The following is a 22,828-nucleotide window of genomic DNA, read 5'->3' as shown; positions in this document are numbered from 1 at the left end:
ACGGCAGAGCTTTCCGCGGCTACCCTAGCCTTTCAGCGGCGGCGATGCCATCCTCAGGTTGCGTTCGACTCATCATTTGTCGCAGTGCGTGCATCAATTTCGAGCTAGGGCATGCCGCATTCGAAGCACCTCGACAGGACCTTCAGCGTGTTGCGCGATCTGGAACGGGCCGCATCGCCCGACGAGATCGCGCGGCTCCTGGTCGACGCCTTCACCCGCTACGGGGTCTCGTACATCATGGCCGGGATCGTCCCGGAACCCGGCCTGCCGAAGCGGCGGCACGCCGGGTTCGTGCTCGCGAGCACCATGCCGGAGGGCTGGGCCCGCCGGTACGTGACGCAGGGCTACGCGCTCCACGACCCCACGGTCCGGCGGCTGTGCACCACGGCGACGCCGTTCGACTGGAGCGCCGTGCTGCCGGATACCCCGACGGCCGGGCGCGTCATGAACGAGGCCGGCGATTTCGGCATACGCGCGGGCATCACGATCCCGTTCGTGACCCTCGACGGCGAGCCGGGCGGGATCAGCGTCTCGGGGGAGCGGATCGAGATCGATCCGGCCGAGCGCGTCGCCCTCAACCTCGTCGCGACCTACGCGGTCGGTCAGCTGCTGCTGATGAACAGCCGGCCGGCTGGGCGCGCGCCGGTGCGCCTCTCGCCGCGGGAGCGCGAGACCCTGCAATGGGCGGCGGAGGGCAAGACCGACGTCGAGATCGGCATCGTCATGGGCATCACTGCCGCCGGCGTCGACTACCATCTGCGCTCGGCCCGGGCGAAGCTCGACACCGTCAACCGCGCCCACACCGTGGCGCAGGCGCTCCGAGCGGGTCTGATAACCTAGAGAACGCGCCACGCAGTCCGCACATTCCGCGGCCCGGCATCGGTGAACGCGGTTCGCACCGCGGCAAGTCCTTGGCGCCGCTGCCGGCTGCGCTCGCGGACCCTACGGTTTCTCGTAGTACACAGCCCCCGGTGAAACGACGAAAACTCACGCCAGACCAACGTGAGGTTTGCTCGTGATCCACATCGTCACCCCCGCCAACGCGGATCGCTACGCCGACGCGATGGAGCAGGCCTGGCGCCTGCGCCACGACATCTTCGTCGCCGAGAAGGGTTGGAGCGAGCTGGCCAGGCCGGACGGCCGCGAGATCGACCAGTTCGACACGCCGCACGCGATCCACTTCCTCGCCATGGAGGACGACACCGTCGTCGGCTACAGCCGGCTCCTGCCGACCACGCGCCCGCATCTCCTGTCGGACGTCCTGCCGCAGCTCTGCGAGGGCGAGCGGCCAGTCGGCCCCCAGATCTGGGAGTGGACCCGCCAGGGCGTCGCTCGCTCGCACCGGGCCAAGGGCCGCGTCGTCAATCCGGTCTCGATCGCGCTGCTCACCGGGATCGTGGAGTGGGGCCTCGCCCACGGGGTCAACAGCCTGCTGCTGCAGATGCCGACCCTCTACATGATCCACGTCATCCAGCTGCATTTCCGCCCGCAGCCGCTCGGCCTGCCCGTCCAGATCGCCGGCGAGGAGATCATGGCCGCGACCGCCCGGTTCGACGCCCGCACCCTGGCCAAGCTCCGCGCCGTCCGCGGCGACAGTCGCTCGGTCCTCGTCTCCGAACCCGCTTACCTGGTGGCCTGAACATGATCTTCGACAGCAAGGATACCGCGCTGGACGCGCTCGCCGCGCAGTGCCTGCGGGTTCGCGAACTCATCGACTCGGTCGGCGATCCGCTGATGCGGGCCGCCATCGACCTCCTGCTTCTCGAGGTCGCCCGGGCCCTCGCCCAGACGGGTCCGCAGGACCAGGCGAGCGGCGCCTGAGGCGCCGGCGGCACGCGGATGTGAAAGCGGCGGCCGTCCCGGAGGGCGCCCGCCGCTTTTCGCGTCGAGGCTGGAGCCTCAGGCGCCCATCGCGGTCTTCAGGTTCTGGTCAACCTTGTCGAGGAAGCCGGTGGTCGAGAGCCACTTCTGGTCCGGTCCGACGAGGAGGGCGAGGTCCTTGGTCATGTGGCCGGCCTCGACCGTGTCGACGCAGACCTTCTCCAAGGTCGCGGAGAACTTCGCCAGATCGTCGTTGCCGTCGAGCTTGGCGCGGTGCGACAGGCCCCGGGTCCAGGCGAAGATCGACGCGATCGAGTTGGTCGAGGTCTCGCGGCCCTTCTGGTGCTCGCGGTAGTGGCGGGTGACGGTGCCGTGCGCGGCCTCGGCCTCGACGGTCCGGCCGTCCGGCGTCATCAGCACGGAGGTCATCAGGCCGAGGGATCCGAAGCCCTGCGCGGCCGTGTCGGACTGCACGTCGCCGTCGTAGTTCTTGCAGGCCCAGACGTATCCGCCCGACCACTTCAAGCAGGAGGCCACCATGTCGTCGATCAGGCGGTGCTCGTAGGTGATGCCGAGCGGCTTGAACTTCGACTCGAACTCCTCCTCGTAGACCTTCTGGAACAGGTCCTTGAACCGGCCGTCATAGGCCTTGAGGATCGTGTTCTTGGTCGACAGGTAGACCGGGTACTTGCGCGCGAGGCCGTAGTTCATCGAGGCGCGGGCGAAGTCGATGATCGACTGGTCGAGGTTGTACATCGACATCGCGACGCCGGCCTCGGGGAACTTGAACACCTCCTTCTCGATGACCGTGCCGTCATCGCCCTCGAACTTGATGGTCAGGCGGCCCTTGCCGGGCACCTTGAAGTCCGTGGCGCGGTACTGGTCGCCGTAGGCGTGGCGGCCGATCACGAAGGGCTGGGTCCAGCCGGGCACCAGGCGGGGCACGTTCTTGCAGATGATCGGCTCGCGGAAGATCACGCCGCCCAGGATGTTGCGGATCGTGCCGTTGGGCGAGCGCCACATCTCCTTGAGGCCGAACTCCTGCACCCGCTGCTCGTCGGGGGTGATGGTGGCGCACTTCACGCCGACGCCGTGGCGCTTGATCGCCTCGGCGGCGTCGACCGTGACCTTGTCGTTGGTGGCGTCGCGGTGCTCGACGCCGAGGTCGTAATACTCGAGATCGACGTCGAGATAGGGGTGGATGAGCTTGTTCTTGATCTCGGCCCAGATGATCCGGGTCATCTCGTCGCCGTCGAGCTCGACGACGGGGTTCGCTACCTTGATCTTCGCCATGGACCGATGCCTTCCCGCGTTGTCCCCGCGCACGGCATGCAAGGGCCGTGCGGTCGTTGTCCCGGGTGGCCTGACGGGCGCCCCGGGCCGGAATCGCCCCGCGACATAGCGCGGCCCTTCCGGCGACGGAAGGCGGGCGCTGTCATCCGGGCGGCATCGTCACTCGGCCCTCGACGGGCGCGGGCCCGCCGTGCCAGACGGCCGCCATGACGAGCCGAGACGCACAGGGCGACGCCCCCGAGGTTTCCCCGAGGAAGGTCACCGAACTGCCGCCCGGGATCGCCCCCGCGGTGATCCTGGTGGAGCCGCAACTCGCCGAGAATATCGGCATGACCGCCCGTGCCATGGCGAATTTCGGCCTGTCGGAGCTGCGCCTCGTCAACCCGAAGAACGGCTGGCCCAAGAAGGGCGTCCGCGAGGCGGCCTCGGGCGCGACGCACGTCCTGGACGCGGCCACGATCTACGGCAGCGTCGCCGAGGCCATCGCCGACTGCCGGTACGTGCTGGCGACCACGGCGCGGGAGCGCGGGCAGATGAAGCGGGTCTTCGCGCCCGAGGAGGCCATGGGCGAGCTCGCGGCCCGCGAGGGCCAGCGCACCGCGGTGATGTTCGGCCGCGAGCGGGTCGGCCTCACCAACGACGAGGTGTCGCTCGCCGACGCGATCGTCACTTTCCCGGTCTCCCCGGACTTTCCCTCGCTCAACCTCGCCCAGGCGGTGCTGCTGGTCGGCTACGCGTGGCGGCAGGCGAGCGGCCGGGCGCGCCTGCCCTTCACGGGCGAACTCCTGTCGCCGCCGGCGACCCGCGAGGCGCTCATCGCGCTGTTCGGAAGCCTGGAGGCGGCGCTCGACGGGGCCGGCTTCTACCCGCCGGAGAAGAAGGAGATCATCGCCCGCAACATGCGCGACATGCTTCACCGCATGTGCCTGACCGAGCAGGATGTGCGGACGTTTCGCGGGGCGCTGCGGGCCCTGGCGCGGAAGGGCGGCTGATCAGCCGGAGGCCGGCTTCATCTCCGGCGGCTTGCCGCCGCCGAAGCAGCGGCCGACCGCCTCCCAGAACGCCGTCTGCTCCTCGGGGGTGCACTGCGCCATGCGCGCCTCGACCTTGGCGCGTCCGGCCACCGCGTCGGGCGTCGCGGCGACCTCGGTCTCGCTCGGGTTTCTCGCCTCGGCCATGGGCAATCCTCCGTTGCAGAACGAAAGCGCAGCTGGGCCGTGCGGTTCCGTTCCGCGGCGCAATCGGGCATGGAGTCGGCGATTGGCCGAGCGGCCGCGCGGTGGCGGGACGAGGGCGGGGTATCGGGTGCGGCTCAGCGTGGACAATCTGGCCTGCCGCCGCTCCGGCCGCCGCATCTTCGCCAACCTGTCCTTCGCCCTCGGACCCGGCGACGCCCTGGCGATCACCGGGCGGAACGGCGCGGGCAAGTCGAGCCTCCTCGCCATCCTGTCGGGCCGGCTGCGGGCCGATGCCGGGCGGGTCGACGTCTCCGACGTCGGCGAGGCGAGCCTGCCCGAGTGCCTCCACGCGGTCGGCCACCGCGACGGGCTGAAGAGTTCGCTCACGGCGGGAGAGAACCTCCTGTTCGCCCAGCGGCTCCTGGGCGCGCCGCGCCTGAACCCGCGCGCCGCGCTGGAGCGGCTCGGCCTCGGCCACGCGCACGACCTCCCGGTGGCCTATCTCTCGGCGGGCCAGCGGCGGCGCGTGGCCCTGGCGCGGCTCCTCGTCTGCGCCCGCCCGCTCTGGCTCCTGGACGAGCCGACCGCCGCCCTTGACACGGCCTCGCAGGCGGTGCTCGCCGCGCTGATGGAGGGCCATCGGGCCGGCGGTGGCCTCGTGATCGCCGCCACCCACCAGTCCCTCGGCCTCGCCGGGGCGGCGGAGCTGCGCATCGAGACCGCGGCCGCGGCACCGGTCGCGGACGCGCTGGAGGAGTGGGCGTGATTCGCGCGGTCCTCGCCCTCATCGCCCGCGACCTGCGCCTCGCCGGCCGGGTCGGCGGTTCCGGCGCCCTGTCGCTGGTCTTCTTCCTGATGATCGTCGCGCTGGTGCCCTTCGCCCTCGGGCCCGATCTCAACCTGCTGTCGCGGATCGGCCCGGCGATCCTGTGGCTCGCCGCCGTTCTGGCGACGCTGATCGGCCTCGACCGCCTGTTCCAGGCCGACGAGGAAGACGGCTCCCTCGACCTGATGACCGCCGCGCCGGTGCCCCTCGAGCTTGTGGTGCTCGGCAAGGTCGCGGCGCACTGGCTGACCACGGGCCTGCCGCTCGCCCTGGCCGCGCCGCTCTTCGGGCTGCTGGTGGCCCTCGACGGCACCGCCATGGGCGCGACGTCCCTGACGCTGCTCGCCGGCACCCCGGCCCTGAGCTTCATCGGCGCGGTGGGCGCGGCGCTCACCGCCTCGATTCGCCGGGGCGGCCTGATCCTGGCCGTTCTGGTCCTGCCGCTGATGATCCCGACGCTGATCTTCGGCGTCTCGGCCGCGCAGGCGGCGAGCGGCGGCACGGTGCCGTTCCTCGTGCCGCTGGCGGTGCTGGCGGCGCTGACGCTGATCGCCGCCGTGGTCGGGACGCTGGCGGCGGCGGCGGCCCTGCGCTGGCCCGAATAGCCGGAACGCTCCTGCGAGAGCCGGCCGGCGCCCGTCATCGTCGCGGCGATGCGGCCTCCCGTGATCCGACGTCTTCAAAGAAGCCTGCCGGATGCGTCCCGGCGCCCGGACTGAGGCCGAGGCCCGCGATCCGGTTTCGCCCCCGAGCGCGTTGACGCGCGGCGCCCCCCTGACTATAGAAGCCGCTTCGCCGAGGGGCCGCGCTTTCGCGCGCGTTGCGTCTCGGCCATCGCCAGACAACCTGACGCGACGACCGATTTCCGGCACAGCCGGCCCGTCGGCATCGCCCGACGAGAAACACGAGGACGTACATGGCCAACACCGCTTCGGCCAAGAAGATGACCCGCAAGATCGCCAAGCGCACGGCGATCAACCGCTCGCGCCGCTCGCGCATGCGGACCTTCGTCCGCAAGGTCGAGGAGGCCATCGCCATCGGTAACCAGCAGGACGCGCTGGCCGCCCTCCGCGCCGCCGAGCCCGAGATGATGCGCGCTGCACAGCACGGCATCGTTCACAAGAACAATGCCTCGCGGAAGGTCTCGCGCCTCGCCGCCCGCGTTAAGGCGCTCGCCGCCTAAGACGCCACGCACAACCGAGACGGTCTTGAGCCCGGCCTTCGCGCCGGGCTTTTTCGTGCGCGCTGTCCGGATCGGGCTGCGCGCTGCCGGCGGCGCATGAGTCGAAAGCGTTAACCCTATCCAAGAATCGGCACGATTGCGGTTCCCGGAAACGGCGTGTAGCTTAACAGAAACTGACACCGGGCAAGCAAAACACGACGATTTCGGGACTCCAGCGAATCGATCTGATTCGCCAAGACTCTAGCCGCCGTGTTCAGCTCCCGCGGGAACACTTGCGAATGGGAATCGGCGCCGTCCCCACAAGTCCCACTGTTAAAGGAACCGTAGGTAATTGTTGATAGGCTCTCCCAATCGGCAAAAGTTCCTCGCGGTGGGGTTGACTCCGTCCAGAGGACTCTGTCCCGCCCGTTCTTGCGGGACGCTGAGGGCGTAATTCGTGCGTACGCGCCGCCTGCGGGATTCCGTGGGCAGCGTCGGGAGAGCCAGTGATGCGTGTCGACGGAACGGTGGCGAGCGACGACGACGGGGGCCGCAACGGCGGCGGCAACACGGATTATGGGTCTGCCTGGGCCCGGGTGAAGCGCCGGCTGCGGGCCGAACTCGGCGAGGACGTGTTCGCCAGCTGGTTCGCCCGGCTGGAGCTTGAGGCCGTGGCCGGCGGAACCGCCCGCCTGACGGTCCCGACCCGCTTCCTCAAGAGCTGGATCGAGTCGCACTACCTCGACCGCGTGCTCAACACCTTCAAGGCCGAGGTCGAGGAGATCGCGCGGATCGAGGTCGGCGTGCGCGGGACCGGGGCCCCGGTCCGTCCGGTCGCCGTCGGAGCCGCGAAGGCAGGCCCGGTCAGCGGCCCGCTCGCCCGCCTCCACGCGACCAGCGCGCCGATGCCGGTCGCCGCGGTCGCGCCGACGCCCGAGGCGCGCGGCGCCGAGGCCGGCGGTGACCTGAGCGGCACGCCGCTCGACGCGCGGCTGACCTTCGCGAGCTTCGTGATCGGGCGCTCGAATGCGCTGGCGCACGCCGCCGCCGAGCGGGTCGCCAATCACCAGGGGGAGGGCGCGCTCTACAACCCGCTCTACCTCCACGCGGGCGTCGGGCTGGGCAAGACCCACCTGCTGCACGGGATCGGCCACGCCGCCCGCGAGGCCGGCCGCCGGGTGATCTACCTGACCGCCGACCGCTTCATGTACGGCTTCGTCAACGCCCTGAAGACCCAGTCGGCGCTTGCCTACAAGGAGCGGCTGCGGGGCATCGACCTGCTGATCCTGGACGACGTCCAGTTCATCCAGGGCAAGTCGATTCAGGCCGAGTTCGGCCACACGATCAACGCGCTCATCGATGCCGGCCGTCAGGTCGTGGTCGCCTCCGACCGGCCCCCGACCGAACTCGAGGCCCTGGACGAGCGGGTGCGCTCGCGGCTCGGCGGCGGCCTCGTGGTCGAGATCACGGCCCTCGACGAGGCTTTGCGCGTCTCGATCCTGTCGGCACGCCTCGCCGCCGTGCGGGCTGCGCATCCGGGCTTCGACGTCTCACCGCAGGTGGCGGCCTACGTGGCCCGCGCGATCACCGCCAACGGCCGCGACCTCGAGGGCGCGGTCAACCGCCTGCTGGCCCACGCCACGCTCACCGGCACCGCCGTGACGATGGAGACGGCCGAGAGCGCGATCCGCGACCTCGTGAAGAACCGCGAGCCGAAGCGGATCAAGATCGAGGACATCCAGAAGCTGGTCGCCTCGCGCTACAACGTCTCGCGGTCCGACATCCTGTCGGAACGGCGCACCGCCGCGGTGGTGAAGCCGCGTCAGATCGCCATGTACCTGTCGAAGGTCCTGACGCTGCGCTCGCTGCCGGAGATCGGCCGCCGCTTCGGAGGCCGCGACCACACCACGGTGCTGCACGCCGTGCGCAAGATCGAGAAGCAGATCGGCGAAGATTCGGTGCTCGGCGACGAGGTCGAGCTGCTGAAGCGGATGCTTCAGGACTAGTCGAACGCGCGAGATTTCCCGCATCGCGTCCGGGCTGAGTTTGCTCTTTCAGGAGCAGGTTCGATCCGGGCGGGCGCGGGGACGGCCGGGCACCCGGCTGATCTGGCCGAGCCCGGACGAGCACGACCAAACCACCCCCGCTGTCACGCGCCCTTCGCCGGCTCCCCGCTATCGGGGCTGGCCGAGGGCGCGCGCGCCGTGGCAGACTGGCGCGAACCGAGACGGCCCTGTAAGGCCGCGTCGCCGACCGGCGAAGATCGACGCCCCGGGGGAGTGCTGATGACGGACGCCTTCATCTACGACCACGTTCGCACGCCGCGCGGGCGCGGCAAGGCGGACGGCTCCCTCCACGAAGTCACCGCCCTGCGGCTTGCCGAGACGGCGCTCCGCGCCCTCAAGGACCGCAACGGACTCGATACCGGCCTCGTCGACGACGTGGTGCTGGGCTGCGTCGATCCGGTGGGCGAGGCGGGGGGCGACATCGCCCGCGCCGCCGCCCTCGTGGCGGATTACGGCGCGCACGTGCCGGGCGTGCAGATCAACCGCTTCTGCGCCTCCGGCCTCGACGCGGTGAACTTCGCCGCCGCGCAGGTCATGAGCGGCCAGCACGAGATGGCGGTGGGCGGCGGCGTCGAATCGATGAGCCGCATCGGCATCGGCGCCTCGGGCGGCGCCTGGCCGGTCGACCCGGCGATCGCCATCAAGTCCTACTTCATGCCGCAGGGCGTCTCGGCCGACCTGATCGCCACCAAGTACGGCTTCACACGGGACGATTGCGACGCCTACGCGGTCCGCTCCCAGGAGCGCGCCGCGAAATCCTGGGGTGAGGGGCTGTTCGACCGCTCGGTGGTTCCGGTCCGCGACGTGAACGGCATCACGCTGCTCGACCGCGACGAGCACATGCGTCCAGGCACCGACATGCAGTCGCTCGCCGCGCTGAAGGCCTCGTTCGTGCAGATGGGCCAGATGGGCGGCTTCGACGCCGTCGCGACGGACGCGCATCCGGACGTGGAGAGCGTCGAGCACGTCCACCACGCCGGCAACTCCTCCGGCATCGTCGACGGCGCCGCCGCCGTGCTGATCGGTTCCCGCGCTGCCGGCGAGGCTGCGGGCCTGCGCCCGCGCGGCCGGATCCGCGCCTTCGCCAATATCGGGTCCGACCCGGCCCTGATGCTCACCGGGCCGGTGGACGTCACCCGCAAGGTCCTGGCGAAGTCGGGCCTGAGCCTCTCGGACATCGACCTGTTCGAGGTCAACGAGGCCTTCGCGGCCGTGGTCCTGCGCTTCTGCCAGGCCTTTGACCTAGACCCGGAGGCGGTCAACGTGAATGGCGGGGCCATCGCCCTCGGCCACCCGCTCGGCGCCACCGGCGCGATGATCCTCGGAACCGCGCTCGACGAGCTGGAGCGGACCGGGAAAGAGCGCGCGCTGGTCACGCTGTGCATCGGCGCCGGCATGGGCACCGCGACCATCATCGAGCGGGTGTGAACCCCCGCGCGCCCGGGAGCGGCGCCGCGCCGCTCCCCAAAGTCCGGGAACGCTGCTAGAGGCGCGGGCGACGCTCGGCCCTTTCGTGGTCCGGACGATAAAACAACGGGAGACAAGCCCTTGAACCGCCTGATTGCGACGCTCTGTCTGGGCGTCACCCTGAGCCTGCCGGTGGCCGCTCGCGCCGATGACGCGGCGGACCGCGTCGCCGCGGCCACCAACCTCGTCAACAAGACCCTGATCAAGAACCTCCAGACCGGGTTCAACGTCGCCCTCGAGAAGACCGTGGCGCCGATGCCGGAGGCCCGCGCCGAGGCCGTGCGCAAGGAGCTGCTGGACGAGTTCGAGAAGCAGCGGACCCTCATGGTCCAGGGGCTCTCGAAGGACTACGCCGAGAAGTTCAGCCTCGCCGAGCTCAAGCACCTCGACGAGATCTACTCGGACCCGACCTACCTCAAGTTCCAGACGATGAACGCCGATCCGAACTCGTCGGTGACGGCGATCTCGCAGAACTCCGTCACCAAGCTGCTCAACATGCTGGCGGTGGCCGCGGCGACCGACAACGGACCGAAGCCCGGCGCCCCGCCGGCGCCGACGGTTCCGCCGGCCGCGGCTCCGGCCCCGGCGCCGAAGTAGGCGATGAGCGCCGCGCGCGTCGGTCGGGTGTCAGGCCGCGCGCGCGGCCACCATGGGGGTGAAGCCCGCGACCGGGGGCAGCCCCTCCAGGAGGGGCTTGGCGAAGTGGTAGCCCTGGACGAGCGTGATCCCGATGCTGCGCAGGGCGTCGAGCTCCGCCGCGGTCTCCACGCCCTCGGCGAGCACCGCCACGTCGAGGGCTCGGGCGATGGCGACCACGCCCGAGACGATGGCGTAGCGCCCGGCATCGCTGTCGAGACCGCGCAGCACGTCCATGTCGATCTTGATCAGGTCGGGGCGGAAATTGGCGAGCAGGCTCAGGCCCGCGAAGCCGGCGCCGAAATCGTCGAGCGCCGTCAGGAACCCCTGCTTCCGGTAGGCGGCGACGATGCCCTTGACGTGATCGATGTCCCGGAAGCGCTCCTGCTCGGTGAACTCGAACATGATCCGCCGGTGTGCGAAGTCGATGCGCCGCGCCGCCTCGAGCGACGCGCGGATGCAGGCGTTCGGCTCGTAGACCGCGTTGGGCATGAAGTTGATGGACAGCCGGGTGGCGCTGTCGCGGGGAAACAGCGTGCCGGCGAGCTCGATCGCCTTGACGCGGGCGGCCTGGTCGAACTGGTAGCGGGTCTCGTCGGTCACCCGGTCGAGGATCGTGTAGGCCGGCTCACCCTTCGGGCCGCGCACCAGCGCCTCGTAGGCCCAGACGCTGCCGTCCGCGAGGTCGAGGATCGGCTGGAACGCCATCGTGAAGTCGAAGTCGAGCTTGGTGCCGGCGCGACAGGCGCGGCAGCCGGAATCCTTCGTCATGTGCGGCTTTCGGTGAGTGACCCCGGCCGGCAGACAATGGCCGGACGCGCTCAACACAACCTTAACGCAAATGCGCCGGCGGATCGTCGGCGGAACCCAGGGAGGACGGCACCGTGACGCTGACCGATTTCCGCTTCGAGACCGATCCCGACGGCGTCGCTCTGGCGACCTGGGACATGCCCGGCCGCTCGATGAACGTGATCACCGAAGGTGTGATGGACCAGCTCCAGCAGATCATCGAGCAGGTCGCGTCCGACCCGGCGATCAAGGGCTGCGTCATCGCCACCGGGAAGGACAATTTCTCCGGCGGCGCCGATCTCACCATGCTCCAGGGCCTGGGCCGGGCCTACGAGCAGCTGAAGGCCGAGCAGGGCGAGGAAGTGGCGATGCGCCACTTCTTCGAGGCCTCCCGACGCCTGTCGCTGCTGTTCCGGCGGCTGGAGACCTGCGGCAAGCCTTTCGCGGCGGCGATCCAGGGCCTGTGCCTGGGCGGCGCCTTCGAGCTGGCGCTGTCGTGCCACCACCGGGTCGCCTCGGACGACGGGAAGACCCGGGTCGGCCTGCCGGAGATCAAGGTCGGGCTGTTCCCGGGCGGCGGCGGCACGCAGCGGGTCGCCCGCCTGATGCAGACCGGCGACGCCCTGCAGATGCTGTTCAAGGGCGAGCAGATCCGCGCGCCCATGGCCAAGGGCATGGGGCTGATCCACGCGGTGGCGCCGCAGGCCGAGATCGTGGAGCGCGCCAAGGCCTGGATCCGCGAGGGCGGCTCGGCTGTGGCGCCCTGGGATGTGCCGAAGTTCAAAGCGCCGTCCGGCAAGGTCTACTCGCCCGCCGGCATGATGATCTGGCCGCCGGCCAACGCCATCTACCGGCGCGAGACCCACGACAACTACCCGGCTGCCAAGGCGATCCTGGCCTCCGTCTACGAGGGCCTTCAGCTGCCGATGGACCTCGCCCTGCGGGTCGAGAGCCGGTACTTCGCGCATATCCTGCGCTCGACCGAGGCGGCGGCGATGATCCGCACGCTGTTCATCTCCATGGGCGAGCTGAACAAGGGCGCGCGCCGTCCGAAGGACGTGCCGGCCACGAACCTGCGCAAGGTCGGCGTGATCGGCGCCGGCTTCATGGGCGCGGGCGTGGCCTACGTCACCGCCCAGGCCGGGATCGAGGTGGTGCTGGTCGACCAGTCGGTCGAGGCGGCCGAGAAGGGCAAGGCCTACGCCCACACGCTCATCACCGGCCAGATCAACAAGGGCCGCGCCAAGACCGCCGACCGGGAGGCGCTGCTCGGCCGGATCCAGGCCACGGCGGATTACGGCGCCCTCGCGGAGTGCGACCTCGTGATCGAGGCCGTCTTCGAGGATCCGCGGGTGAAGGCCGAGGTGATCCAGAAGGTCGAGGCGGTGATCCGCCCCGACGCGATCTTCGCGTCCAACACCTCGACCCTGCCGATCACCGGGCTGGCCAAGGCCTCGCAGCGGCCCGCGCAGTTCGTCGGGATCCATTTCTTCTCGCCCGTGGAGAAGATGATGCTCGTCGAGATCATCAAGGGCGAGGCGACCGGGGACGCGGCGCTCGCCGCCGCCCTCGACTACGTGCGGCTGATCAAGAAGACCCCGATCGTCGTCAACGACGCCCGCGGCTTCTTCGCCAACCGCTGCGTCGGCGCCTACATCCTCGAAGGCCACAAGATGCTCTTCGAGGGCGTGCCGCCGGCGATGATCGAGAGCGCCGGCCGCCAGGCGGGCATGCCGGTCGGGCCGCTGTCGCTCAACGACGAGGTCGCCCTCGACCTCGTGCTCAAGATCGCCAAGGCCACCGAGGCGCAGGTCGGGCAGGGCGCCGTCGACCCGGCGCAGAAGGCGATCCTCGCCGAGATGGTCGAGAACCAGGGCCGGCTCGGCCGCAAGAACCGCAAGGGCTTCTACGACTATCCCGAGGGCGCGCCGAAGCGTCTCTGGCCCGGCCTGAAGGACCTGCAGCCGAACCGCCTCGACCCCGACGCCGTCGATTTCACCGAGCTGAAGCAGCGGCTCCTGGTGGTCCAGGCGCTGGAGGCCGCTCGCACGGTCGGCGAGGGCGTGGTCACCGATCCGCGCGAGGCCGATGTCGGCTCGATCCTCGGCTTCGGCTTCGCGCCGTTCACCGGGGGGGCCCTGTCGTACATCGACTTCATGGGCGCGGCGGCCTTCGTCGACCTCGCGCGGACGCTCGAGGCCAAGCACGGGCCCCGTTTCCACGTGCCCGACAACCTGGCCGCCATGGCCGAGCGCGGGGGCACCTTCTACGCCGGCGCCGAGAAGCGCGCCGCCTGAGCGACGTCGGCCGGACGCCCGCTCGCGGCGTCCGGCAGCTGGGCGAGCTCCTCCAGCAGGACCGTGCGCGCGCAGGCACCGAAGGCCCGCATCAGCCGCCCCCGGGCGTGGTCCGGGGGGAAGAGCAGCGCGAAATGCACCGGGAGGGCGGGGGCGAAGGGCCGGATCGCGATCGGCGAGACCTTCGCCTCCTCGTGGGCGGCCAGGGGGTTCATCACGCTGACCCCGAGCCCGGCCGAGACGAGGGTGCAGATCGAGGCGCCGAGGCCGGCCTCGGCGGTGATGGTCAGGCCGATGCCGGCGGCCTCGAAGACGGCCTCGGTCCGGTCGCGCAGGGCGCTCCCGAGCGACGCGGCGACGAAGGGCACGCCCTGAAAATCCACGGGCGCGAGAGATTCCCGCGCGGCGAGGGCGTGGTCCTGCGGCAGGACGGCGACGCAGGCGCGCGTCTCGACATGCTCGGCGCGCGCCTCCGGGGCGTCGCCGTACAGCATCGTCAGCGCGGCGTCGCAGGAGCCGGTGGCGAGCCAGTGGTTCACGGTCTCGTCGTCGCCGGAATGGATCGCCACGATCACGTCCGGATGCGCGGCCCGGAAGCGGACGACCGCGCGCGCGAGGAGCCCGCCCGCCAGTCGCGGCATCGCCGCCACCCGCAGGCGCTCCGCCCCGAAGGCGCGGATGCGCGCGGCCGCCGATTCCAGGCTCGTGAGGCCCACGAAGGCGCGCTCGACCTCCGCGTGGAACCGCGTCCCGTCGAGGGAGGGCACGACCCGGCTCCCGCTCCGGTCGAACAGGGGCAGGCCGGTGATCGCCTCCAGCTGCGCGATCAGCCGGCTGACCTGAGGCTGCGAGGTGTGGAGCCGGCGGCTCGCCTCGGTCATCGACCCGGTGGCCACCACGGCCCGGAAGGCCTCGATGTGCCGGAAGGTCATGCGCCGCTCGGCCATATCAGATCCGTATGCTCGGCAGGTGAATCGGCATTGGACGCCCGCGCGCGGCCGCTCCTAGGATCGGTCGGCAAAGCTTCGGGCCGACTCCCCGTCGGGGCGGCCGGGCGCTGCGCCGGTTCAGACATAGCGAGGGGGTTCGGATCGTGTCGAGGACGCTGCCGCTTCTGTTGGCCACTCTGTGCTGGGCCGGCCTCGCCGCGCCGTCGGTCGCCGAGGGACGCCTCGACAAGATCCGCGCGACCGGACAGATCAGCCTCGGCTTCCCGGACGCGTCGCCGCCCTTCGGCTTCCTCGACCAGAACGCCAAGCCGGTCGGCTATTCGCTGGAGATATGCGAACACGTCGCGCAGAAGCTCAAGGCCGCGCTCGGCCTGCCCAAGCTCGAGGTGCGCCACGTGCCGGTGATGTCGGCGACCCGGATCCCGCTGATCAACAACGGCACGATCGACCTGGAATGCGGCACCGCCAGCAACCTGCCCGAGCGGCACAAGCTGGTCTCGTTCGCGCCGACAACCTTCGTGGCGCAGGTGGTGCTGGTGGCCAAGAAGGACACGCCGGTGGATGTCGACGACATCGCGTCGTTCCGCGGCAAGGCCATCTCGGCCCAGGCCGGCGGCGAGACCCAGCGCGTCGCCACCCGGATCAACGTCCGCGACAAGCTCGACATCCAGGTGATGCCAGCCAAGGACACCGCCGAGGTGTTCCTGCTCGTGGAGACCGGCCGCGCGGCAGGCGCCATCAACGACGATGCCCTGGCCCACGCCACGGTGGCGGGCGCCAAGCGGCCGGCGGATTACAAGATCGGCACCAAGGGCCTGGAATTCGCGCCCTACGGGATCCTGGAGCCGAAGGACGACGCGGCCTTCAAGGCTGCGGTCGACAAGGCGGTGGTCGAGCTGATCCAGGACGGGACCGTGGCGCGGCTCTACGGCAAGTATTTCGAGCAGCCGATCCCGCCGAAGGGTATCAACTTGGAGTTGCCGATGAGCGACGTGCTCAAGCGGGCGCTCGCCAACCCGACCGATTCCGGCGACGAGGCGGCCTACCGGTAGGGCGGCGAGACCGACATGCGAGACGATCACGGCGAAGCCACGGACGCGCCGTCCGCGGTCGACCTGCGGAGCGACACCGTCACCCGTCCGACCGAGGCGATGTACGCCCGGATGCGGTCGGCGCCGCTGGGCGACGACGGGCTCGACGCCGACCCGACCGCCCGCGCGCTGGAGGAGACCGCCGCCGCGATGCTCGGCAAGGCGGCGGCCCTGTTCGTGCCGAGCTGCACGATGGGCAACCTGCTGGCGATCCTGGCCCAGGTTCAGCGCAGCGAGCAGGTCCTGCTCGAGGCCCAGGCCCACATGCTTCACACCGAGCGCGGGGCCGCCACCCTGACCGGGGCGTTCTTGGACGGGATCGCCGGGACCGACGGTGCCATGGACCTCGACCGGCTCGAGGACGCCCTCCGGCCCGGCGCGAGCCCGCTGCGCACGGCCATGATCGCGCTGGAGACCTCGCACAACGCCGCCGGCGGCACCGTGCTGCCGCCGGACCACATGGCCGCGGTGGCGCAGATCGCCCGCGCGCGCGGCATTAAGGTCCATCTCGACGGGGCCCGCCTGTTCAATGCCGCCACCCATCTCGGGGTCGCGCCGGCGGACCTCGCGGCCCATGTCGACACCGTGTCTCTATGCCTCTCGAAGGGCCTCAGCGCCCCGGTCGGCGCCGTGCTCGCCGGCGACGGACCGGTGATCGCGGCGGCACGGCGCCTGCGGAAGATGATCGGCGGGACGCAGCGGCAGGTCGGGATCGTGGCGGCCGCCGGCCTCGAGGCGATCACCGTCATGGGCGCGCGCCTCGTCGAGGACCACGACCGGGCCCGGCAGCTGAGCGCCGGGCTGAACGCCCTGCCGCGCCTCGCGGCGAACCTGCCGCAGACCAACATCGTGCAGGTCGACCTCTCTCGGACCGGGCGGGACAGCGCGCGCTGGGTCGCGGATCTCGACGCGGCCGGCATCCGCACGCGCACGCTCGGCCCGCGGCGGCTGCGGCTCGTCACGCACCGGCACATCGCGGCGGCCGACATCGACCGCGCCGTCGCGGCCTTCCGCGCCTGCCTCGACGCGGCCTGAGCCCGGTCAGGCCGCGCCCGCGACCCGGGTCTTCGCGCCGAGCATGCGGGCGAGGAACACGACGTCGCCGGCATTGTCCGAGAGCAGGTCGGTGATGTCGCCGACCTCCAGCGCCTTCACGTGGCGGCAGCGCATGCCGTAGCGGCCGGCCGTGCAGGTGCAGCGCAGCTCCGGGCCCCCCGGCCGTTCCTCCAGGCTGACGTGGTAGCGGTTGCCGGTCGAGCCGCGCATGGCGAACCGCAGGGCCGCCGGCGCGTCGGGGAAGCTTGCCACGGCCCGGGCGCTGATCGCACCCGGCACGCGGCGCGGCACGGCGGGACCGCCGACCGCCCGCGCGACCGGGAGGCCGAGCGCGGCCGCGAGGGCGTGCACGTCCGCGACCGCCCGCTCGCGCATCGCGGCGAGCGCGATCTCCGCGCAGGCGAAGGCGTCCTCGCCGGCGTCGTGGTGCTCGAAGCGGATGCCGAGGCGCCGCGCGACCTTGCCGAGCCCGCAGCCCTCCGGCGCCGGGAAGACCCGGCGTGCCACCTGGACCGTGCAGAGATAGGCGAGATCGGGGACCGGCAGGCCGGCCCGTGTCAGCCCGGCGCGCAGGACTCCGATATCGAAGCTCGCGTTGTGCGCCAGGATCAGCCCCCGCCCGAGATCGCCGAGATAGGGCGCCATGACGGCGGCGAAGTCGGGCTTGTCGGCGACGTCGGCCGGCAGGATTCCGTGGACGCGGATGTTGCCCGGTGCGAAGCGCATCTCGGGCGGCCGGATCAGGTGGCTCGCGCGGCGCACGACGCGGCCGTCGGCGATCCAGGCCAGACCCACCGCGCAGGCGCTGTCACGCCGCTCGTTGGCCGTCTCGAAGTCGAGGGCCAGGACCGTCATCGCGGTTCAACCATGCCGGGTGGAAGTTCTCGGGGTGTTCCCCGAGAGGTCTAGGCCGCCCGGACTCGGGCATCAACCCTGCGCCACCATCGCCAGCCAGTCGTCCTCCGAGACGACCCGGACGCCGTGCTTCTGCGCGTCCTTCAGTTTCGAGCCCGCACCGGGGCCGGCCACCACCAGGTCGGTCTTGGCCGAGACCGAGCCCGAGACCTTCGCGCCCAGGCGCTCGGCCACCGCCTTGGCCTCGTTGCGGGTCATCTTCTCCAGGGTGCCGGTGAAGACCACGGTCTTTCCCGCGAACGCTGAGGCCGCGGCGGCCCGCTCCATCGGCTGCACCGCCACCGCGTCGAGCAGGGCCGCGACGGCGTCGGCATTGTGCGGCTCGGCGAAGAACAGGAGCAGCGCGTCGGTCGCCACCGGGCCGATCTCGCCGTCGTCGGCGAAGACCCGGTAGGCGTCGCCGGGACGCTGCGCCGCAGCCCGCGCGATCGCCGCGCGCACCGCGTCGACGTCGCCGTAATGGGCGAGGAGGTTCTCGCGCTGCACGGCGCTCAGGCGCGCCCGCTCCTTGGCCGGAGCCGCGTCGTCCTCCGGGAAGCCGAGATCGAGGAGCCGGTCCCGGGTCGTGCCCCCGACGCGCGGCACTGCGGTGAGCTCGACCCAGTCGGGACCGGGCTGCGCCGCCGCGGCCTCGCGGATCGCCGCGATCAGCGTCGGCATGTCGGCGAAGCGCTTCGCCAGCGCCTTGGCGGTCGCCTCGCCGATCTGCGGGATGCCGAGGGCGAAGAGCAGGCGGTTCATCGGCACGGCGCGCCGCGCCTCGACAGCAGCGAGCAGGTTCCGGATCGCCTTGTCGTCCTCGTCGCCCTTCTTCTTGGCGGCCTTCTTCGGCGGCTCGCTCGTCCCCGAGTCCGCGCGCCGCTCGGCCAACAGCGCTTCGCGCCGCGCCACGATTGCGGCCTTGAGTTCCTCGAAGTCGAGGCGGAACAGGTCGGCGGGCTGGCGCACGAGCCCGGCCTCGAACAGGACCTCGATATAGGTCTCGCCGAAGCCCTCGATGTCGAAGCCGTTGCGCGACACGAAGTGCTTCATCCGCTCAACGCCCTGCGCCGGGCAGATCAGCCCGCCGGTGCAGCGGCGCACCGCGTCGGGCCGGCCGGTGCGGGGGTTGATGGCGCGGACGGCGCGGCTGCCGCAGGCCGGGCAGGTCTCCGGGAAGGCGTAGGGCCGCGAGTCGGCCGGGCGCTTCGTCAGGTCGACATCCATGACCTTCGGGATGACGTCGCCCGCCCGGACCACCGTGACCGTGTCGCCGACGCGGATGTCGCGGCCGTCGCGGATCGGCTCGCCGTCGGCGCCGACGCCCTTCACGTAGCCCTCGTTGTGCAGGGTGGCGTTCGACACGACGACGCCGCCGACGGTCACGGGACGGAGCTTGGCGAGCGGGTTCAGCGAGCCGGTGCGGCCGACATTGATGACGATGTCCTCGACCACCGTCGTGGCTTCCTGGGCGGCGAATTTGTGGGCGAGCGCCCAGCGGGGCGAGCGCGAGACGAAGCCCAGCCGCTTCTGGAGCCCGAGGTCGTCGACCTTGTAGACGACGCCGTCGATGTCGTAGCCGAGCCCGGCGCGGTCGGCCTCGATGCCGCGGTAATGGGCGAGCATCGCTTCCGTGTCGGTGAAGGTCTGGGTCCGCGGGTTCACCGGCAGGCCCCAGGCCGCGAAGTGCTCCAGCACGCCGGTCTGCGTGTCGGCGATCGGCGCCGACAGCTCGCCCCAGGCATAGGCGAAGAATCGCAGCGGCCGGGACGCGGTGATCGCGGGATCGAGCTGGCGCAGGCTGCCGGCGGCGGCGTTGCGCGGGTTGGCGAAGAGCGGCTTGCCGGCCGCCTCCTGCCGGGCGTTGATGGCGGCGAAGTCGGCGTGGGACAGGTAGACCTCCCCGCGCACCTCGCAGATCTCCGGCCAGCCGGACCCCGCGAGCACCGCCGGGATGTCCTGCACCGTGCGGGCGTTGGCCGTGACGTTCTCGCCCACCTCGCCGTCGCCGCGGGTGGCGGCGGTGTCGAGCCGGCCGTTCACGTAGCGCAGGGACAGGGACAGGCCGTCGATCTTCGGCTCTGCCGTGAAGGCGAGGGGGGCGTCGTCCGGCCAGCCGAGGAAGCGGCGCACGCGCGCGACGAACTCGGCCACCTCCGCGTCGTCGAAGGCGTTGCCCAGCGAGAGCATCGGCACGGCGTGCCGCACCTTGGCGAACTTCTCCGAGGGCTTGGCGCCAACCGACGTGCTGGCGGCGCCCGTGCCGGCGAGATCGGGGAAGCGGGCCTCGATGTCCTCCAGGCGGCGGCGCAGCCGGTCGTACTCGGCGTCCGATATCTCGGGCGCGTCCTCCTGGTAGTAGAGGCGGTCGGCCTCCAGGAGCGCGTCCGACAGCCGCGCGTACTCGGCGCGCGCTTCCTCGGCGCTGAGGTCGAGATCGAGCGGTTCGGATTTCGTGGCGGCCATGCCGGGGTTCTAACGCATCGGCGGCCGGCGGGGAGCCGGCCACGGCGCGCGATCCCCGATTCCCTCACCGGCGGGCACCGAGCAGATCGCCGCGCCCCGCCATCCGGAAGGCCGCGAAGAACGTCGCGGCGACGAGGGCGGCGATTGCTTGCAGAGGCAGGACCGGGGCCAGCCAGCCCGCGACCGCCGTCCCGGCGACCGAGCCGAGGTTCATGGCCGCCATGTAGACCTCGAACTGCGTGGCCGCGCCCGGGCGGCCCCGGCTCGCCGCGAGCAGGGCCGGCATCAGGGCGACGATCAGCAGGCCGGGCAGCACGCTGGTGAGCGCCAGGATCGCCGGCGCCGCGGCCCCGACGAGGCCGGCGCCGATCAGGATCCCGGCCAGCACGAAGGTGAGGGCACTGCCCAGCAGCAGGGCGCGAAGCGGCGACGCCGCGCCCGCGCGGTCCGACCAGAGTCCCACCGCGACCGCACCGGCCGTGCCGCTCACCAGGGTCAGGAAAGCCTGGAGACGCGACAGGCTCGCGGCCTCCCAGCCCTGACGCTGGAGGAGGTCGATCGAGAAGGGCAGCTCGAACAGGCCGAGCGCCGCGTCGAGGCCGAAGCACAGAGCGAGCAGCCGCAGGGCGCGCGGGCGGCGCAGGGCGATCACGGTGCGGCGCAGGAAGCGGCGGAACGGCAGGCGCCGCGGCGCCGGTCCCCGGCGCTCGAGCGACCAGAGCGGATCGGCGGGCGCCTCGCGGACCAGCAGCATCGGCAGGCTCGCGACGATCGCGGCGACGAGCAGCCAGAGGGCGCTCGCGGCGAAACCCCAATTCGCGAGCGTCCATCCGAGGACGGCGGCGCTGAGGCTCGTTCCGGCCACGAAGCCCGCGCGGGTGCAGGCGCTGACCCGGCCGAGTTCCCGGGTGGGGACGTGGTCCATGATCATCCGGTCGCAGGCGGTATCGAGGAGCGAGGCGAACAGGCTGTGGACGAGGAAGACCGGACCGAGCGCGCCGACGGCGTCGCCCCCGGCGACGAGGAGCAGCGCCAGCGTCGCGTGGCATCCGACCAGCGCGGCGACCGCGAAGGGCCGGCGCCGTCCCATCCGCGTGTCCCCGGCCCGGTCCACCCAGGGCCCCCACAGCAGCGGCTGCAGCGTCCAGGGCAGGCCGGCCAGGGCGAAGTGCAGCCCGACCTCGGTTGCCGGGACGCCCCTAGCCGCGAGGTGGTTGGCGAGCGCCGTCAGCGAGAAACCCGCGACGAGGCCCTGGTAGAGGTAGGTGGCGAAGAAGACGCCGTAGCGGACGGACCGCTGGCCGAGGCTCGGTCTACCCAGGAGGCCGACGCGGAGATCCGCGCTGGACCGCGTCACCGCGCGCGGCGCTTCTTGCAGGAGACGGGCCGCGATCCGATGCTGCTCATTCCTGCCCCATCGGATCGTCGCCCGTGCCGTTTCGCTCTCCCGACGCTAGCGCCCCAGCTCCCGCCTCGCGAGGTGTCGCGTGAGCGCGGTGCAGGTCTGGATCGTCGACCTCGCCCTGACTTCGAGCCAGGTCGACCGGTGCGATGCCGTCCTCGACGCCGCGGAGCGCGCGCGAGCTGACCGTTTCCTGCGCCCGGCGGATCGGGCGCGGTTCCGCGCCAGCCACGCCGCGCTGCGGCTGGTCCTCGGCGACGCGCTCGGTCTCGCGCCGGCCGACGTCGAGTTCGCCGCCGGAGCCGGCGGCAAGCCGGAGCTCGCGGGCCCGGCACGGGGCGCCGCCGAATTAAACCTCTCCCATTCCGGGGCGCGCGCGCTGATCGGGCTCACCCGCGGCGCGGCGATCGGCGTCGATGTCGAGGCCGTGCGGCCGATCGCGGACGCGCTGCGGATCGCGGCGGCCCATTTCGCCGCCGACGAGGTGACGGCCCTGGCCGGAGCCCCGCGAAGCGCGGTCGAGCGGCGCTTCTTCGGACTGTGGACCCGCAAGGAGGCGGTGGTGAAGGCTTTGGGCAGCGGCCTGTCGCTGCCCCTCGACCGGTTCAGCGTCAGCGTTCCGCCCGAAGCGCCGCGCCTTCTCCGGGCCGACGGCGACGCGTCCTGGAACCTGGACGGTCCTTGGAGCTTCGCCGAGGTCGATTGCGGGCGCGATCACGTCGCCACGGTGGCGTCCCGATCCGCGGAGGCGGAGATCACCTGCCACCGTCTCCCGGACGACTGGCCCGATCATCTGGGCTGAAAAGGCGCAACAGCGCGCTTGCGGTGCGGGAAAGGCGCGGCTATACACCCGCTCGCCGGCCGTGGCGGACACGCGGGACGGCCTTCGGAGTGTAGCGCAGTCTGGTAGCGCACCACGTTCGGGACGTGGGGGTCGCAGGTTCAAATCCTGCCACTCCGACCAAAATTCCCGCGATCTCAAGTTCAGCGAGAACGGACGGTCACCCTTCGCAAGGGACCTCGTTGACGCATGACGCGTGACTTCGCTGGTCAGCGTCCGCGTATTCCCAGACTCTCGCGAATGCGGCCACCTCGACCGGACCGAAGCCGTCGCGCCATCCCGGCTCCGCATCAGGCCGGTCCCTGTCTCGCACCCCGCTGATCACTGCGCGTGGAGGATCCTGAGGCCGCCCCGTCTGGCCCGTCCGAGCCGTGATCCTGGGACGGAGTCTCCCCGGACCCCGCCGTGCCGGGGCTCTCGCCCTGCGGGATCAGGGGCGCCATGGGCACGCTCTCCACGAGCAGCGCGATCATCTCGGACCGTGAGCTCAGGAGAATGGCCGGCGGCTCGCCGGTGATCTGCCGCCATCGCCTGACGAAATCGCCCGCCGGCAACTCGGCGAGAGCGTCCTGTTCGGTCGCGGGGTGGTCCGT

At 71.4% G+C, this 22,828-nt stretch carries 21 protein-coding genes and 1 tRNA gene; 15 read left to right on the top strand and 7 right to left on the bottom strand.

Annotated features, from left to right (window positions below):
* Positions 1-111 precede the first annotated feature (111 nt).
* The 3 genes from C4T42_RS03845 to C4T42_RS03835 all read left to right on the top strand — a co-directional run bounded on the left by C4T42_RS03845 (position 112) and on the right by C4T42_RS03835 (position 1,821).
* On the top strand, positions 112-840 hold the full coding sequence (locus C4T42_RS03845; protein WP_020091374.1) for an autoinducer binding domain-containing protein: 729 nt from the start codon (positions 112-114) through the stop codon (positions 838-840).
* A 175-nt stretch (positions 841-1,015) separates the two neighbouring features.
* Positions 1,016-1,639 (top strand): acyl-homoserine-lactone synthase, encoded by a 624-nt coding sequence (locus C4T42_RS03840; protein WP_026604656.1) that lies wholly within the window; start codon positions 1,016-1,018, stop codon positions 1,637-1,639.
* 2 nt (positions 1,640-1,641) lie between these two features.
* Entirely contained in the window at positions 1,642-1,821 is a 180-nt protein-coding gene (locus tag C4T42_RS03835; RefSeq protein ID WP_020091376.1) for a hypothetical protein, read from the top strand.
* A gap of 78 nt (positions 1,822-1,899) precedes the next feature.
* Here the strand turns inward: C4T42_RS03835 and C4T42_RS03830 are convergent, their stop codons facing one another.
* Entirely contained in the window at positions 1,900-3,114 is a 1,215-nt protein-coding gene (locus C4T42_RS03830) for an NADP-dependent isocitrate dehydrogenase (RefSeq protein WP_020091377.1), read from the bottom strand.
* 206 nt (positions 3,115-3,320) lie between these two features.
* Between C4T42_RS03830 and C4T42_RS03825 the strand changes: the two genes are divergently transcribed.
* On the top strand, positions 3,321-4,106 hold the full coding sequence (locus C4T42_RS03825) for an RNA methyltransferase (protein WP_091980480.1): 786 nt from the start codon (positions 3,321-3,323) through the stop codon (positions 4,104-4,106).
* Here C4T42_RS03825 and C4T42_RS03820 read toward each other — a convergent pair whose 3' ends face one another.
* Complete coding sequence (locus C4T42_RS03820) at positions 4,107-4,292, bottom strand: hypothetical protein (protein ID WP_020091379.1); 186 nt, start codon at positions 4,290-4,292, stop codon at positions 4,107-4,109.
* 127 nt (positions 4,293-4,419) lie between these two features.
* Between C4T42_RS03820 and ccmA the strand changes: the two genes are divergently transcribed.
* From ccmA to C4T42_RS03790, 6 genes are all read left to right on the top strand, one after another.
* A complete protein-coding gene (gene ccmA, locus C4T42_RS03815) occupies positions 4,420-5,058 on the top strand; it encodes a heme ABC exporter ATP-binding protein CcmA (protein ID WP_091980482.1) in 639 nt (212 codons plus the stop codon).
* Positions 5,055-5,723, top strand: coding sequence for a heme exporter protein CcmB (gene ccmB, locus C4T42_RS03810; RefSeq protein ID WP_012322650.1), 669 nt, complete (start codon positions 5,055-5,057; stop codon positions 5,721-5,723). Before ccmA ends, ccmB begins: the two co-directional genes overlap by 4 nt.
* Before the next feature lie 311 nt (positions 5,724-6,034).
* On the top strand, positions 6,035-6,301 hold the full coding sequence (gene rpsT / locus C4T42_RS03805) for a 30S ribosomal protein S20 (protein ID WP_103984726.1): 267 nt from the start codon (positions 6,035-6,037) through the stop codon (positions 6,299-6,301).
* 488 nt (positions 6,302-6,789) lie between these two features.
* Entirely contained in the window at positions 6,790-8,286 is a 1,497-nt protein-coding gene (dnaA, locus tag C4T42_RS03800) for a chromosomal replication initiator protein DnaA (protein ID WP_020091382.1), read from the top strand.
* A 279-nt stretch (positions 8,287-8,565) separates the two neighbouring features.
* Positions 8,566-9,774: an acetyl-CoA C-acetyltransferase gene (locus C4T42_RS03795; RefSeq protein ID WP_026604659.1), complete on the top strand. Its 1,209-nt coding sequence runs from the start codon at positions 8,566-8,568 to the stop codon at positions 9,772-9,774.
* A gap of 120 nt (positions 9,775-9,894) precedes the next feature.
* Positions 9,895-10,410 carry a hypothetical protein gene (locus tag C4T42_RS03790; RefSeq protein WP_056522105.1) on the top strand — a complete coding sequence of 172 codons (516 nt, stop codon included), beginning with the start codon at positions 9,895-9,897 and terminating at the stop codon, positions 10,408-10,410.
* Positions 10,411-10,440: 30 nt separating this feature from the next.
* Here C4T42_RS03790 and C4T42_RS03785 read toward each other — a convergent pair whose 3' ends face one another.
* Positions 10,441-11,220 carry an EAL domain-containing protein gene (locus C4T42_RS03785; RefSeq protein WP_020091385.1) on the bottom strand — a complete coding sequence of 260 codons (780 nt, stop codon included), beginning with the start codon at positions 11,218-11,220 and terminating at the stop codon, positions 10,441-10,443.
* Positions 11,221-11,333: 113 nt separating this feature from the next.
* Between C4T42_RS03785 and C4T42_RS03780 the strand changes: the two genes are divergently transcribed.
* Positions 11,334-13,535 carry a 3-hydroxyacyl-CoA dehydrogenase NAD-binding domain-containing protein gene (locus C4T42_RS03780; protein ID WP_103984725.1) on the top strand — a complete coding sequence of 734 codons (2,202 nt, stop codon included), beginning with the start codon at positions 11,334-11,336 and terminating at the stop codon, positions 13,533-13,535.
* Here the strand turns inward: C4T42_RS03780 and C4T42_RS03775 are convergent.
* Entirely contained in the window at positions 13,505-14,467 is a 963-nt protein-coding gene (locus tag C4T42_RS03775) for a LysR substrate-binding domain-containing protein (RefSeq protein WP_244603160.1), read from the bottom strand. The genes C4T42_RS03780 and C4T42_RS03775 overlap by 31 nt on opposite strands.
* A gap of 185 nt (positions 14,468-14,652) precedes the next feature.
* Here C4T42_RS03775 and C4T42_RS03770 point away from each other — a divergent pair, with 185 nt between their 5' ends.
* Positions 14,653-15,537, top strand: coding sequence for an amino acid ABC transporter substrate-binding protein (locus tag C4T42_RS03770; RefSeq protein WP_056522091.1), 885 nt, complete (start codon positions 14,653-14,655; stop codon positions 15,535-15,537).
* A 15-nt stretch (positions 15,538-15,552) separates the two neighbouring features.
* Entirely contained in the window at positions 15,553-16,611 is a 1,059-nt protein-coding gene (locus tag C4T42_RS03765; RefSeq protein WP_103984723.1) for a GntG family PLP-dependent aldolase, read from the top strand.
* 6 nt (positions 16,612-16,617) lie between these two features.
* On the opposite strand, the gene C4T42_RS03760 is transcribed toward C4T42_RS03765, so the two are convergent.
* The 3 genes from C4T42_RS03760 to C4T42_RS03750 form a co-directional block, all read right to left on the bottom strand.
* On the bottom strand, positions 16,618-17,487 hold the full coding sequence (locus C4T42_RS03760) for a 3'-5' exonuclease (RefSeq protein WP_042674654.1): 870 nt from the start codon (positions 17,485-17,487) through the stop codon (positions 16,618-16,620).
* A gap of 72 nt (positions 17,488-17,559) precedes the next feature.
* Entirely contained in the window at positions 17,560-19,992 is a 2,433-nt protein-coding gene (gene ligA / locus C4T42_RS03755; RefSeq protein WP_103984722.1) for an NAD-dependent DNA ligase LigA, read from the bottom strand.
* A gap of 64 nt (positions 19,993-20,056) precedes the next feature.
* Complete coding sequence (locus C4T42_RS03750; RefSeq protein WP_103984721.1) at positions 20,057-21,349, bottom strand: MFS transporter; 1,293 nt, start codon at positions 21,347-21,349, stop codon at positions 20,057-20,059.
* A gap of 130 nt (positions 21,350-21,479) precedes the next feature.
* Here C4T42_RS03750 and C4T42_RS03745 point away from each other — a divergent pair, with 130 nt between their 5' ends.
* Together C4T42_RS03745 and C4T42_RS03740 are read left to right on the top strand one after the other, a co-directional pair.
* Positions 21,480-22,196 carry a 4'-phosphopantetheinyl transferase superfamily protein gene (locus tag C4T42_RS03745; RefSeq protein WP_020091393.1) on the top strand — a complete coding sequence of 239 codons (717 nt, stop codon included), beginning with the start codon at positions 21,480-21,482 and terminating at the stop codon, positions 22,194-22,196.
* A gap of 85 nt (positions 22,197-22,281) precedes the next feature.
* A tRNA-Pro gene (locus C4T42_RS03740) sits at positions 22,282-22,358 on the top strand.
* Positions 22,359-22,828: the final 470 nt, after the last annotated feature.

This window comes from Methylobacterium sp. 190mf (assembly GCF_900107945.1).
Taxonomy (GTDB): domain Bacteria; phylum Pseudomonadota; class Alphaproteobacteria; order Rhizobiales; family Beijerinckiaceae; genus Methylobacterium.
Note: the sequence above shows the minus strand (reverse complement) of the source record. Positions and strands in the feature narration are given on the sequence as shown.

Bases quoted from the DNA above. Each gene is read 5' to 3' on its own strand.
- C4T42_RS03845 (WP_020091374.1), top strand. From the start codon at position 112: ATGCCGCATTCGAAGCACCTCGACAGGACCTTCAGCGTGTTGCGCGAT.
- C4T42_RS03835 (WP_020091376.1), top strand. From the start codon at position 1,642: ATGATCTTCGACAGCAAGGATACCGCGCTGGACGCGCTCGCCGCGCAG.
- C4T42_RS03830 (WP_020091377.1), bottom strand. From the start codon at position 3,114: ATGGCGAAGATCAAGGTAGCGAACCCCGTCGTCGAGCTCGACGGCGAC.
- C4T42_RS03825 (WP_091980480.1), top strand. From the start codon at position 3,321: ATGACGAGCCGAGACGCACAGGGCGACGCCCCCGAGGTTTCCCCGAGG.
- C4T42_RS03820 (WP_020091379.1), bottom strand. From the start codon at position 4,292: ATGGCCGAGGCGAGAAACCCGAGCGAGACCGAGGTCGCCGCGACGCCC.
- rpsT (WP_103984726.1), top strand. From the start codon at position 6,035: ATGGCCAACACCGCTTCGGCCAAGAAGATGACCCGCAAGATCGCCAAG.
- dnaA (WP_020091382.1), top strand. From the start codon at position 6,790: ATGCGTGTCGACGGAACGGTGGCGAGCGACGACGACGGGGGCCGCAAC.
- C4T42_RS03795 (WP_026604659.1), top strand. From the start codon at position 8,566: ATGACGGACGCCTTCATCTACGACCACGTTCGCACGCCGCGCGGGCGC.
- C4T42_RS03785 (WP_020091385.1), bottom strand. From the start codon at position 11,220: ATGACGAAGGATTCCGGCTGCCGCGCCTGTCGCGCCGGCACCAAGCTC.
- C4T42_RS03775 (WP_244603160.1), bottom strand. From the start codon at position 14,467: ATGACCTTCCGGCACATCGAGGCCTTCCGGGCCGTGGTGGCCACCGGG.
- C4T42_RS03765 (WP_103984723.1), top strand. From the start codon at position 15,553: ATGCGAGACGATCACGGCGAAGCCACGGACGCGCCGTCCGCGGTCGAC.
- C4T42_RS03760 (WP_042674654.1), bottom strand. From the start codon at position 17,487: ATGACGGTCCTGGCCCTCGACTTCGAGACGGCCAACGAGCGGCGTGAC.
- ligA (WP_103984722.1), bottom strand. From the start codon at position 19,992: ATGGCCGCCACGAAATCCGAACCGCTCGATCTCGACCTCAGCGCCGAG.